The organism is Kocuria sp. p3-SID1428, from assembly GCF_025149945.1.
Classification (GTDB): domain Bacteria; phylum Actinomycetota; class Actinomycetes; order Actinomycetales; family Micrococcaceae; genus Kocuria.
The window spans coordinates 1-12,307 of record NZ_JALXVH010000068.1 but is presented as its reverse complement, the minus strand read 5'-3'; the positions used below and the strand labels follow the sequence as shown (position 1 = coordinate 12,307).

At 71.0% G+C, this 12,307-nt stretch carries 9 protein-coding genes; 2 read left to right on the top strand and 7 right to left on the bottom strand.

The window, feature by feature from the left end:
• Nucleotides 1-6 precede the first annotated feature (6 nt).
• Nucleotides 7-2,133: an alpha-1,4-glucan--maltose-1-phosphate maltosyltransferase gene (locus tag M3E84_RS11580; protein WP_396415621.1), complete on the bottom strand. Its 2,127-nt coding sequence runs from the start codon at nt 2,131-2,133 to the stop codon at nt 7-9.
• Nucleotides 2,134-2,294: 161 nt separating this feature from the next.
• On the opposite strand from M3E84_RS11580, the gene glgP reads away from it, so the two are divergent.
• Nucleotides 2,295-4,880 carry an alpha-glucan family phosphorylase gene (glgP, locus tag M3E84_RS11575; RefSeq protein WP_259896365.1) on the top strand — a complete coding sequence of 862 codons (2,586 nt, stop codon included), beginning with the start codon at nt 2,295-2,297 and terminating at the stop codon, nt 4,878-4,880.
• 85 nt (nt 4,881-4,965) lie between these two features.
• Here glgP and glgX read toward each other — a convergent pair whose 3' ends face one another.
• The 6 genes from glgX to M3E84_RS11545 form a co-directional block, all read right to left on the bottom strand.
• Nucleotides 4,966-7,200, bottom strand: coding sequence for a glycogen debranching protein GlgX (gene glgX / locus M3E84_RS11570; RefSeq protein WP_259896364.1), 2,235 nt, complete (start codon nt 7,198-7,200; stop codon nt 4,966-4,968).
• Complete coding sequence (gene rlmB, locus M3E84_RS11565; protein WP_259896363.1) at nt 7,181-8,179, bottom strand: 23S rRNA (guanosine(2251)-2'-O)-methyltransferase RlmB; 999 nt, start codon at nt 8,177-8,179, stop codon at nt 7,181-7,183. The genes glgX and rlmB overlap by 20 nt, the downstream gene beginning before the upstream one ends.
• Nucleotides 8,180-8,288: 109 nt before the next feature.
• Complete coding sequence (cysS, locus tag M3E84_RS11560; RefSeq protein ID WP_259896362.1) at nt 8,289-9,731, bottom strand: cysteine--tRNA ligase; 1,443 nt, start codon at nt 9,729-9,731, stop codon at nt 8,289-8,291.
• Between the two features lie 10 nt (nt 9,732-9,741).
• On the bottom strand, nt 9,742-10,260 hold the full coding sequence (gene ispF / locus M3E84_RS11555; RefSeq protein ID WP_259896360.1) for a 2-C-methyl-D-erythritol 2,4-cyclodiphosphate synthase: 519 nt from the start codon (nt 10,258-10,260) through the stop codon (nt 9,742-9,744).
• Nucleotides 10,257-11,078, bottom strand: coding sequence for a 2-C-methyl-D-erythritol 4-phosphate cytidylyltransferase (gene ispD, locus M3E84_RS11550; RefSeq protein ID WP_259896359.1), 822 nt, complete (start codon nt 11,076-11,078; stop codon nt 10,257-10,259). The genes ispF and ispD overlap by 4 nt, the downstream gene beginning before the upstream one ends.
• Before the next feature lie 10 nt (nt 11,079-11,088).
• Nucleotides 11,089-11,571, bottom strand: coding sequence for a CarD family transcriptional regulator (locus tag M3E84_RS11545; protein ID WP_259896358.1), 483 nt, complete (start codon nt 11,569-11,571; stop codon nt 11,089-11,091).
• 152 nt (nt 11,572-11,723) lie between these two features.
• Here M3E84_RS11545 and M3E84_RS11540 point away from each other — a divergent pair, with 152 nt between their 5' ends.
• On the top strand, nt 11,724-12,284 hold the full coding sequence (locus M3E84_RS11540; RefSeq protein ID WP_259896357.1) for a hypothetical protein: 561 nt from the start codon (nt 11,724-11,726) through the stop codon (nt 12,282-12,284).
• The last annotated feature ends 23 nt before the right edge of the window (nt 12,285-12,307 follow it).

Sequence of the window (12,307 nt, the reverse complement as noted above, 5' to 3'; positions counted from 1 at the left end):
GCGCGCTCAGCGCCTGCGACGCACGCTGACGATGTGGACGGGCTCGTAGAACGGGTCCAGGCGGACCCACACGCGCTCGCCCCAGGACCAGGACTCGCCGGTGAGCAGCTCATCGGCCACGAAGGTCCCGTCCTCGGCGCGGTCCTGCGGGGCCAGGCGCAGAGCCTCCAGATCCAGCTCGATGTTCGCAGTGCGCACCGAATGCGGATCGGTGTTGGTCACGATGATCAGCGTGTCCTCGTGCTCCCCGTCCTGGTCGCGGACCGTCTTGGTCTTGGAGAAGCACAGGACGGCGTCGTCGTCGGTGGGGTGCAGCGTGAGGTTCTGCAGATCCCCCAGGCTCGGATGCTCGCGACGCAGCTGGTTGAGACGGCGCACGTAGGGCGCCAGCGAATCCCCGCGGCTCTGCGCGGCCTCGAAGTCGCGCGGGCGGTACTCGAACTTCTCGGAGTCGATCGACTCCTCGGCGCCCGGGCGCTGCACGTTCTCGTAGAGCTCGTAGCCGGCGTACATGCCCCACAGCGGCGAGGCGGTCGAGGCCAGCGCGGCGCGGATCTTGAACGCCGGGCGCCCGCCCTCCACGAAGTACGAGGTGAGGATGTCCGGGGTGTTCACGAAGAAATTCGGGCGGTACTGGGCGGAGGTCTTCCGGGAGACCTCCTCGAGGTACTCCTCGAGCTCCCACTTGGCATTGCGCCAGGTGAAGTAGGAGTACGACTGCTGGAAGCCGGCCTTGGCCAGGCCCTGCATCATGGCGGGGCGGGTGAAGGCCTCGGCCAGGAAGACGACGCCGTCGTCGATCTTCCGGACCCGATCGAGCAGCCACTCCCAGAACCACAGCGGCTTGGTGTGCGGGTTGTCCACGCGGAAGATCCGCACGCCGTGGGAGATCCACAGCTGCACGATCCGCAGGACCTCGCGGCACAGCCCCTCGGGGTCGTTGTCGAAGTTGATCGGATAGATGTCCTGGTACTTCTTGGGCGGGTTCTCCGCATACGCGATCGAGCCGTCGGCGCGCGTGGTGAACCACTCCGGGTGCTGCTCCACCCAGGGGTGATCCGGCGAGGCCTGCAGCGCGAGGTCCAGGGCGATCTCGAGACCGAGCTCATGGGCCCGGGCGACGAAGGCGTCGAAGTCCTCGAACGTGCCGAGATCGGGGTGGATGGCGTCGTGGCCGCCGTCCTCGTTGCCGATCGCCCAGGGCGAGCCCGGATCGTTCGGACCCGCGTGCAGGGTGTTGTTCGGCCCCTTGCGGTGCGCGTGCCCGATCGGGTGGATCGGCGGCATGTAGAGGACGTCGAAGCCCATGTCCGCGACGGCGGGCAGGCGCTCGGCCGCGGTGCGGAAGGTGCCCGAGCGGAAGCCGCCCGTAGTCTCATCGCGCACGGCGCCCTCGGAGCGGGGGAAGAACTCGTACCAGGCGCCGCGACCGGCGGCATCGCGCTCGACGCGCAGCGGCAGGGGCTCGGAGCTGGTCACGAGGCTGCGGATCGGCGAGGCGGCGACGATCTCCAAGACCGAGCGGTCCGCGGCGCGGGCGAATCGCTGGCTGGCGGGGATCGAACGATCCTTCAGCTGCTCGGCGATCTCGCCCAGCAGGCGTCGCTGCGACTCGGGGCGCTCGGCCTCCGAGGCGGCGCGCTCGAAGACGACCACGCCCTCGTCCATCATCAGCTCGACGTCCTGCCCGACACCGAGCTTGATCTCGGCGGCGTGGCGCCAGGTCTCGTACAGATCGCCCCAGCCCTCGACGGTGAAGCTCCACTCGCCCTCGGCATCGGGGCGGACCCAGCCCTCGTAGCGATCGGTGCCCGGGGCGCTGAGGCTCATGGCGGTGCGCTGGTGCTCCCGGCCCTGCGGGTCACGCAGCACGGCGGTCACGCCGAGGGCGTCGTGCCCCTCGCGGTAGACGGTCGCGGCGATGCGGATGTCCTCGCCGGGCAGGGCGGTGGCGGGACGGCGCCCGCACAGCACGGACGGGGACACGTCCTCGATCGGAATGCGTCCGTAGACGAGACCGGACAGATCGACGGGCTCGACGGCGGCAGCCGGGGCAGCAGAGGCCCCCGCGGCGGACGGCGCGCTCGAGCTGGGCTCGGGAGCGGAGGCGGAGTCTCGGGGCGGCTTGGGCATGCTCTTGGAGGTCACCCCCACACCGTAGTCAGTCCGGCGGTCCATGGTGAAGCAGGTCATAAGCGATTTTTCGGGCGACGGCCCGTATCGCTGCGCAGACAGGGCCGTGGAATACGAGGGGGCCTCGTCCGGAGCCCTCTGCGGCGCTAGGCTCCGGAGGTGTGAAGGCCATCAGAAGGTTCACCGTCCGGACGTCCCTCCCCGAGTCGATCAGTGCGCTGAGCCGACTGGCCGCCAATCTGCGCTGGTCCTGGCACCGGCCCACCGAGCAGCTCTTCCGGGATCTCGGCCCGGAGGCCTGGGAGGCCTCCGGCGGGGATCCCGTCCAGGTCCTGGGCTCGCTGACCCGCGAGGAGATCCAGCAGATCGCCGAGGACGACGAGCTCGTCCGGCGCATCGACGCCCTGGGCCGCGACCTCGAGACCTACCTGAGCGAGCCGCTGTGGTACCAGCGCGAGCACGGTCGCGACGGCGCGCGCTCGATCGCCTACTTCTCCGCCGAGTACGGCATCACCTCCGTGCTGCCGCAGTACTCGGGCGGTCTCGGCATCCTGGCCGGCGATCACCTCAAGACCGCCTCCGACATGGGCGTGCCTGTGGTGGGCGTGGGCCTGCTGTACCAGAACGGCTATTTCAACCAGTCGCTGTCGCGCGACGGGTGGCAGCTCGAGGACTACCCCGTCCTGGACCCGCAGGGCCTGCCCCTCACGCTGCTGCGCGAACCCGACGGCTCCCCTGCGAGGATCTGGCTGCCCATGCCGGACGGCGGGCGGCTGGGCGCCCAGATCTGGCGTGCGGACGTGGGGCGCGTCCCGCTGCTGCTGCTCGACTCCCAGATCACCGAGAACGACGACGTCTTCCGCGGCGTCACGGACCGCCTCTACGGCGGCGGGGGCGAGCACCGCCTCCAGCAGGAGCTGCTGCTGGGCATGGGCGGCATTCGCGCGCTGCGCGAGTTCTCACGGCTCACCGGCGCCCCCGAGCCGGAGGTCTTCCACTGCAACGAGGGCCACGCGGGCTTCGCCGGAATCGAGCGCATCGCCGAGCTGATGAGCCCCGGGACCGACGGCGGCGCGGGCATGTCCTGGCTCGAGGCCCTCACCGCGGTGCGCGCCTCGACTGTGTTCACCACGCACACCCCGGTCCCGGCCGGCATCGACCGCTTCGAGCGCGAGATGATCGAGCGCTTCTTCTCCACCGAGCTGGCCGGGCCCGCCCCTCTCGAGGAGATCCTGGCTCTGGGGCGCGAGGACCACGACGGCGGCGACGGCCGCCGGTTCAACATGGCCGTCATGGGCCTGCGCCTGGCGCAGCGGGCCAACGGCGTGGCCAAGCTGCATGGCGCGGTGTCGCGGCAGATGTTCTCCGGGCTGTGGAACGGCTTCGACACCGACGAGGTCCCCATCTCGTCGGTGACCAACGGCGTGCACGTGCCGACCTGGATCGATCCGCGCATGGAGGCCCTGGCCGTGGACCGGTCGCAGCCGGATCTGCGCGCGCGCTGGCGGGCTGTGGCCGAGGTCTCGGACGAGCAGCTGTGGCGCGTGCGCGCCGAGATGCGCGCGGATCTGGTGGCCGATGTCCGTCGTCGCCTGCGCGCGTCGTGGAAGCAGCGCGGCGCCGCTGATGCCGAGCTGAGCTGGACCGACTCGGTGCTCGATCCGGAGGTCCTCACGATCGGCTTCGCCCGACGGGTGCCCACCTACAAGCGCCTGACCCTGATGCTGCGCGATCCGCAGCGCCTCAAGCGCCTGCTGCTGGACCCGGTGCGCCCCGTCCAGCTCGTGATCGCCGGCAAGTCCCACCCTGCCGACGAGATGGGCAAGCGCATGATCCAGGACCTGGTGCGCTTCACCGACGACCCCAAGGTCCGCCACCGCATCGTGTTCCTGCCGAACTACGACATGTCGATGGCGCGCACCCTGTTCCCGGGCTGCGACGTCTGGCTCAACAACCCCCTGCGACCGCTCGAGGCCTGCGGCACCTCCGGGATGAAGGCCGCGATCAACGGCGGGCTCAATCTCTCGGTGCTCGACGGCTGGTGGGACGAGCTCTACGACGGCCAGAACGGCTGGGCGATCCCGACCGCCGACAACCGGGCCTCCGACGATGAGCGGGACAGCATCGAGGCCGCAGCGCTCTACGAGCTGATCGAGAACCACGTGGCGCCCCGGTTCTACAGCGAGATCCACGACGACGGGGCGGACCGCGTCCCCCATCAGTGGCTGGCCATGGTGCGCCACACGCTCACCGCCCTGGGGCCCAGCGTCTCGGCCGCTCGCATGGTCGCGGACTACGTCGAGCAGCTCTACCTGCCGGCCGCCCGGGCCGGCCGCGCCGTCTCCGCGGCCGATCACGCCCAGGCCCGCTCCACGGCGGCCTGGGTCGCCCGGGTCCGCCAGGGCTGGGCGGGCGTGCGGATCGAGCATGTGCGCACCGGGGGGCTGCACTCCGAGCCGCAGATCGGCGATTCCATCGAGGTCACCGCCTACGTCCGGCTCGGCGGGCTGAGCCCCGAGGACGTCCGCGTCGAGGTCGGCTTCGGCCGGGTCTCGGGCAGCGATCACATCCACGAGCGCAAGCACCAGGATCTGAGTGAGGTCCAGCGCACCGATTCCGGGGACTGGGCCTTCACCGGATCCTTCACGATCGACCGATCGGGTCCGTTCGGCTACACGGTGCGCGTGCTTCCCGACGGGGACGGGCTGGCCACCAGCGCCGAGCTGGGCCTGGTGGTCAGCGCCTGAGACGCTGAGAGCGGCTGAGCCCGAGGCGCCCTCGGCTCCGGCGCCGCCGGTCGCGCTCTCGGGCACGACGGCGGCGCCGAGGTCTTCAGTCGAGCGACAGCGCGCCCACCGTCATGGCCGGCAGCGCGAGCGCGTCTCCCCCGCGCAGGATGCGCCCGTAGGAGCTGCGCAGCTCGGCGTCGGTCGAGAAGACGAACTCGACGGCGCGCTCAGCAGCCTCCGCCTCTCCGTGCGGCGCATCGGGGCCCTCCGCCTCGGGGTTCGGCGTCTCCAGACGCGCCGCGACCTCGTGGGGGTCGTCCTCGGTGAAGAGGGACTCGGACAGGTGCGGGATCCGGAACTCGATGTCACGCAAGGTCCCGTTGAGCACCACGAGCCCGGCCACGCCCCCATGGCGGGCGCGCACCAGCATCTGCACGGCGCGGGCTCCCTCCGCCTCCCAGTCCTCGGCCCGCATGAGCCTGCCCTCAGGGGTGAACCACAGGACCCGGATGTCCTCCGGGCGCATCATGTAGTCCTCGGCCTGCAGGGACATGAACCGGCGCCGGACCTGCAGCGCCTCCTTGGTGGCCGCCAGCATGGCCCGCTCTGCGGGAGTGTGCCGCCAGCTCACGTAGCCGATCGGCCCGTCTTGGCAGTACGCGTTGTTGTTGCCGCCCTGGCTGCGCAGCATCTCGTCACCGGCGGTGATCATGGGCACCCCCTGCGAGAGCACCAGCGTGGCCATCAGGTTGCGCGCCGTGCGCGCCCGGGCGCTGCGCACGGTGCCTGAGCGGCTGGGCCCCTCTTCGCCGTGGTTCCACGAGTGGTTGTCGTTCGTGCCGTCACGATTGTCCTCGCGATTGGCCTCGTTGTGCTTGTGGTCGTACGTCGTCAGGTCGTGCAGCGTGAAGCCGTCGTGGGCCGTCACGAAGTTCACCGACGACAGCGGCGTGCGTCCGGAAGCCGCGAAGCGCCCCGGCGAGCCCACGAGGACGTCTGCCATGCGCGAGAGCCCGTCCCCGGGGGCTCCGGCGGACATGGCGCGCTGCTCGGTGAGCCAGAAGTCGCGCACGGTGTCGCGGTAGATGTCGTTCCAGTCGGCCCAGCCGGGAGGGAAGTGCCCCGTCTGCCAGCCGCCCATGCCCACGTCCCAGGGCTCCGAGATCAGCTTGGAGCCGCCGATCGCGGGATCCGCCACGGCGGCGACCAGGAACGGGTGGCGGGCGGTGAAGCTGTGCGAGGAGTCCCGGCCCAGCGCAGGTGCCAGATCGAAGCGGAAGCCGTCGACGTGGCAGACCTCGACCCAGTAGCGCAGGGAGTCCAGCGCCATGCGCACGACCTCGGGGCGGGAGAAGTCCAGCGTGTTGCCGCAGCCCGTGACGTCGAGGTAGTTGCCGCTGTCGTCGTGGCGGTACCACTGCCGGTCCCCCAGCCCGCGCCAGCAGTAGGGCTGCTCGCCCATGCCCGCCTCTGCGGTGTGGTTGTAGACGACGTCCAGGATGACTTCGATGCCCGCTGCGTGCAGGTCCTTGACCATCTGCTTGAACTCGTCGATGACCCCCTGCGGTCCGCGCTCCTGCGAGGCGCGGGAGGCATAGGCCCCGTGCGGGGCGAAGAAGGACAGCGTGTTGTAGCCCCAGTGGTTGCTCAGCCCGTTGGCCGTGAGATGAGGCTCGTCCAGATGGGCGTGGACCGGCAGAAGCTCGACGGCGGAGATGCCCAGCGAACTCAGGTGCTCGATCATCACGGGGTGAGCGAGGCCTGCGTACGTTCCACGCAGCTCCTCCGGAATGCCCGGGTGGTGGATCGTCAGGCCCTTGACGTGGGCCTCGTAGATCACGGTGTCGCGCCAGGGGATGTCCGGGGCGAGATCCCCGGCCCAGTCGAAGGCGTCGTCGATGATCTCGGAGACGTAGCGGCTGCCGTAGGTGTCCGGCTGGGTGACCCCGCGCTGTCCGGGTGCGCGATGGACCCGCCGCAGCCCCCGACCGTGGGGGTCCAGCAGAATCTGCTCGTCCGCCGGGGTGGTGCCGTCGTCGAGCAGCGACGAATCCGCCGCCACGAAGCCGTAGAGCGTGCCCGGGGGCATGGCCGAGCCGTCGTCGAGGGCCCCGGGGACCAGATCGAAGTGGATCCCGCCCTCGATCCGACGCAGGGTATGACGACGCCAGCGGCCGTCGGGCACCTTCCAGATCAGGTCGAGATGCTCGACCCCCGGGGCCCAGACAGCGACGTTGGTCGCGTCCTCCCCGCCCAGGGCCTGGGAGACGCCGAGGGGGCGGGGACGCGAGCGCGCCGGCCCCGGTGCGGTGGGGCGCCTATGCAGAGTGTGCGGCACGACGGCACGAGGTCTCGTAGAGGGCGATGCCGACGGCCATGGACGCGTTCAGCGACTCCATCTCCGACTGGATCGGGATGGAGACGATCTGATCGCAGTGCTCGGTCATCAGCCGGGAGAGGCCCTTGCCCTCCGAGCCCACCACGATGACGAGCGGCTCGGTGGCCAGGGTCAGCCCCGGCAGCTCGACCGAGCCCCCGCCGTCGAGCCCGACGACGAAGTATCCGCGGGACTTGGCGTGCTCGATCGTGCGGTTGAGGTTGGTGGCCTGGGCCGCCGGGACACGCGCGGCGGCACCGGCGCTGGTCTTCCAGGCGGTCGCGTTCAGGCCGGTCGAGCGGCGCTCGGGCAGCAGGACGCCGTCGCCGCCGAAGGCCGAGACGCTGCGCATGATCGCGCCCAGGTTGCGGGGGTCGGTGATGCCGTCCAGAGCCACGAACAGCGGGGCCGGCTCTGACTCGCGATCGCGCTTCCAGCGCTGCATGGCCTCGTCGAGCAGGTCATCGGCGCCGCGGTAGTCGTAGGGGGGCACCTGCAGGGCGATGCCCTGGTGCACAGCGTCCTCGGTCAGGCGGTCGAGCTCGGGGCGGGTGGCCTCGAGCACCGGGATCCCACGGCGGCTGCACAGCGTGAGGATCTCGCGGATGCGGTCATCCGCCTCGATCCGCACCATGATGTAGGCCGCCTTGGCGGGGATCTCCGCGCGCAGCGACTCGAGCACCGAGTTGCGCCCCGTCACGAGGTCCTCGGTCTTGCCCGGGCCGCGGCGGTTGGGGCCACGGCGCTGCCCGCGCTCGCCCGCACCGGTGGCGGCGCGGTGCTCGGCGGCCTTCTTCTGCTTGTATGCCTTGTGGTACGGCCGATCCTCCGCGCGCGGAGTGGGGCCCTTGCCCTCGAGCTTCTTGCGGCCGTGGCCGCCGGTGCCCACGGTGGGGCCCTTCTTCTTGGAGCTTCCGCTCCCACGTCGGGGTGCTGACATGGTGTGCCACCCATTCCATCTCGTGACCGGTCGTGCCGGTCGTGGTCCAGTGCGCAGGCGCTGCGAGCCCTGGGGCCGCGCGCCTGCTTCGGTCATCGGGCGGTGCGCCTCAGCCCAGCGTCCAGGTGGAGCCCTCTGCCCCGTCGGCCACGGTGATCCCGGCCTCGGCGAGGGTGTCGCGCAGCCGGTCGGCCTCCGCCCAGTCCTTCGCGGTGCGGGCCGCGGCCCGCCGCTCGAGCAGGTCCTGCACCAGCTGGTCGAGGGCCTCGTGCTCCTGGGCCCCGGTCCCCGTGCCGCCCAGTGCCATGAGCCCGCGCAGCCCCAGGATCTCGCTCATGCCGGACACGGCGCGAGCGGCTTCGGCCAGCTCGGCTCCCTGCTCGGCGCCTGCGTGCAGCGCGGTGTTGCCGGCTCGGACGCGGTCGTGCAGCACGCCCAGCGCTCGGGGCACGTTGAGGTCGTCGTCCATCACGGCGACGAAATCCGCCGGGATGTCGGACGGCTCCCAGTCGAGGTCGGCGCCTGCCGCCGAGGCCGCGACCAGGAACGCCTCGATGCGCTCCACGGCCGCGGCCGCCTCTTCGAGGGAGGTCGGACGGTAGTCCAGCACCGAGCGGTAGTGGGCCTGCCCGAGCATGTAGCGCACCACCAGGGGGCGGTTCTCGGCGAGCATCTGCTGCGGATCCACGGTGTTGCCGAGGGACTTGGACATCTTCTCGCCCTGATAGGCCACCAGGCCGTTGTGCAGCCAGAAGCTCGCGAAATGCTGCCCGGCCGCCGCCGACTGAGCCAGCTCGTTCTCGTGGTGCGGGAAGCGCAGGTCCAGACCGCCCCCGTGGAAGTCGAAGCGATCGCCCAGGTAGCGCCCCGCCATGGCCGAGCACTCGAGGTGCCACCCCGGGCGGCCGCGACCCCACGGCGAATCCCAGGACGCGGTGAGCGGATCCTGCTCCTTGTGGCCCTTCCACAGCGCGAAGTCGCGGGGATCGCGCTTGCCGCGCGGATCGGCGTCGGCGGCCTCCTGCATCTCGTCGAGGCGCTGATGGGTCAGCTCGCCGTAGCGGGGCCAGGAGCGGACGTCGAAGTAGACGTCGCCGGAGCCGTCCTGGGCCGGGTAGGCATGGCCGCGCTCGATCAGCTCGGCGATCAGCTCGTGCATCTGCGGGATGTGCCCGGTAGCGCGCGGCTCGTACGTGGGCCGCTCGATGCCCAGAGCGTCGTAGGCCTGATGGAAGACGCCCTCGAAGCGGTACGCCAGGGCCCACCAGGGCTCGTTCGGATGATCGCCGTCGTAGCCCGGCTGCTCGGAGGCGCGAGCCTTCTCGAGGATCTTGTCGTCGATGTCCGTCACATTGCGCACGGCCGTGACCTTCAGACCGCGGAAGCGCAGCCAGCGGATGAGGATGTCGAAGACCAGCCCGGAGCGCACGTGCCCGATGTGCGGCCCGCTCTGCACTGTGGCGCCGCAGTAGTACAGGCTCGCCTCTCCCGGCACGACGGGCTCGAAGTCGCGGACGGAGGCTGAGGCGGTGTCGTAGAAGCGCAGTGTCACGCCCGGAAGTCTACCGAGGCCCGGCAGACGGCACGACGAGAGCCGTGGCCATGGCAGCGAGCCCCTCGTCACGTCCGGTGAAGCCCAGGTGATCCGAGGTGGTGGCCGCGACCGTCACGGGACACCCTGCCGCGCGGCTGAGCACCTCCTCGGCCTCCTGCCGGCGCGGCGAGAAGCGCGGTCGCTGCCCGATCAGCTGCACGGCCACATTGCCCGGCTCGAAGCCCGCAGCGCGCACGATCACCGCCGCTTCCGAGAGGATCCGCACGCCCGAGGCTCCGGCCATTTCCGGTCGGTCGGTGCCGAAGTTCGAGCCGAGGTCGCCGCAGCCGGCGGCCGAGAAGAGGGCGTCGGCGGCGGCGTGGGCCACGACGTCGCCGTCCGAGTGCCCGGACAGCCCTCGCTCGCCCTCCCACAGCAGCCCGGCCAGATGCAGGGGCACCAGCCCGTCCGGGTGCTCGGCGCACTCCTGGTCGGAGGCGAAGGCGTGGACGTCCACCGAGATGCCGGTGCGGGGGATCCTGCTCACGGGCGCTGCTCCTGGCCTGCTGGATCGACGGCTGACGGGACGACGGAGGCCGGATCGGCGCCGGTGCGCGCTGCACGGTCGGCCACGACGGCCTCCGCCAGCAGCAGGTCCAGCGGCCGGGTCACCTTGAACGACTCCTCGTGCCCGGGCACGGCCATGACCTGCACATCGGTGCAGTGCTCCACCAGGGAGGCGTCATCGGTGATGGACTCATCTGCCAGGCCTTCTGCCGCGGCCTGGGCGTTGACCTCGCGCAGCAGCTGCCAGTCGAAGCCCTGCGGGGTCTGGATGGCGCGCAGTCGGGCACGGTCCACGGTGCCGAGCAGCCGATCCTGTGCGTCGATCGAGCGCATGGTGTCCACGACCGGCAGCACGGGGATCACGGCCCGGTGCTCGGCCAGGGCCGCAGCGACCTCGCGGAAGACCGACGGCGGGGTCAGGCAGCGAGCGGCGTCGTGGACGAGTACGCCGGCCGGGGCAGGACCCTGGGCGAGGGCCTCCAGCGCCGCGCGCACGCTCGCGGCACGGCTCTGCGCGCCCTCGACAGGCTGCGCGCCGAGGCTTCGGCACACCGCGCTGAGCTCGGTGTCACCGGGCGGCACGGTCACCACGATCCGCCCGCCGTGGGCGCAGACGCCAGCCTCGAGCACGGCCCGCAGGCTGCGCTCGAGGATGGTGCGCCCGGCGACCTCCACCAGGGCCTTGGGTATGCCGCGCCCCAGCCGCTGCCCCGATCCGGCCGCGACGACGACGACGGCGCACCCCGCCCCGGAGGAGGGGTGCGCCGTCGTGAGGGCCGTGCGGCCCGAGAGCTCCACGGGCAGGTGCTCAGCCGGCGAGGATGTCGTCGAGGCGCTTCTCCGCCTCTTCCTCGTCGATGTCCTTGGCCAGGGCCAGCTCCGAGGTGAGGATGTGGCGCGCCTTGGTCAGCATGCGCTTCTCACCGGCGGACAGCCCGCGGTCCTTGTCCCGGCGCCAGAGATCGCGCACGACCTCGGCGACCTTGAGGACATCGCCGGAGGCGAGCTTCTCCACATTGGCCTTGTAGCGGCGGGACCAGTTGCTGGCTTCTTCCACATCAGATGCCTGCAGGACGGCGAAGACCTTCTTGAGGCCCTCTTCATCGACGACGTCGCGCACGCCGACGAGGTCGACATTCTCCGCCGGTACCTCGATCACGAGATCACCCTGGGTGACCTTGAGCTTCAGGTACATCTTCTCCTCGCCCTTGATGGTGCGGGTCTTGATCTCCTCGATCAGTGCCGCGCCGTGGTGGGGATAGACGACCGTCTCGCCAACCTCGAAAACCATGTATTGTGCCCCTTTCCGCCGACTGATTCTAGCACGCGGCGCACAGCAGCCTGATCGCCTCCTCTCAGGACCCTCGGAGCGGATGCGGACGTTGCGTGCCCGAGCGGATACCATGGCCGCAGCATCACCGACCTGTCTGAGGAGTTCGCGCCGTGACCACTGCCGCCCGCAAGAGGCTTCGCACCATCGGCCTGGGTGCCGCATTCGCCGCCGCCGCACTGACCTCGGCCGGCTGCGCCGCGGTGACCAATGACCAGGAAACGGCCTCCCACTACTCCCCCGCCGACGGCATCGTGGAGGAGCTCGGGGACCTCAGCATCAACAACCTCCTCATCGTGGCCGAGTCCGCCGACTCGGATGGCCGCCTGCTGGGCACCCTGGTCAACGAGTCGGATCAGGACATGTCCGTGGAGATCGCCGTCGAGGGCGCAGCCCCCATCACCGTCGAGGTCCCCGCCGCCGATGAGGTCCGCTACGGCGAGGTCCGCCTCGAGGACGACGAGCAGCTCGTGGAGCCCGCCGGCGCCGAGCCGGGCCTGCTGGTGCCGGTCACCATCACCGTGGACGGCGAGACCCTCGAGCACGAGCTGCCGGTCCTGGACCACACCTTCCCGCGCTACGCCGAGTACATCCCCGGCGGCGCGCCCTCTACTCCGGCCAACCCCTCCAACACCCCCGCTCCCGAGGGCGAGGAGGAGGGCGGCCACCACTGAGGCCGGCGGCCGAGCTCCTGGGG

What these genes read in the sequence shown, in the direction of transcription:
- rlmB (WP_259896363.1), bottom strand. Translation starts at nt 8,179, where the DNA reads ATGTCAGCACCCCGACGTGGGAGCGGAAGCTCCAAGAAGAAGGGCCCC.
- M3E84_RS11580 (WP_396415621.1), bottom strand. Translation starts at nt 2,133, where the DNA reads ATGCCCAAGCCGCCCCGAGACTCCGCCTCCGCTCCCGAGCCCAGCTCG.
- M3E84_RS11545 (WP_259896358.1), bottom strand. Translation starts at nt 11,571, where the DNA reads ATGGTTTTCGAGGTTGGCGAGACGGTCGTCTATCCCCACCACGGCGCG.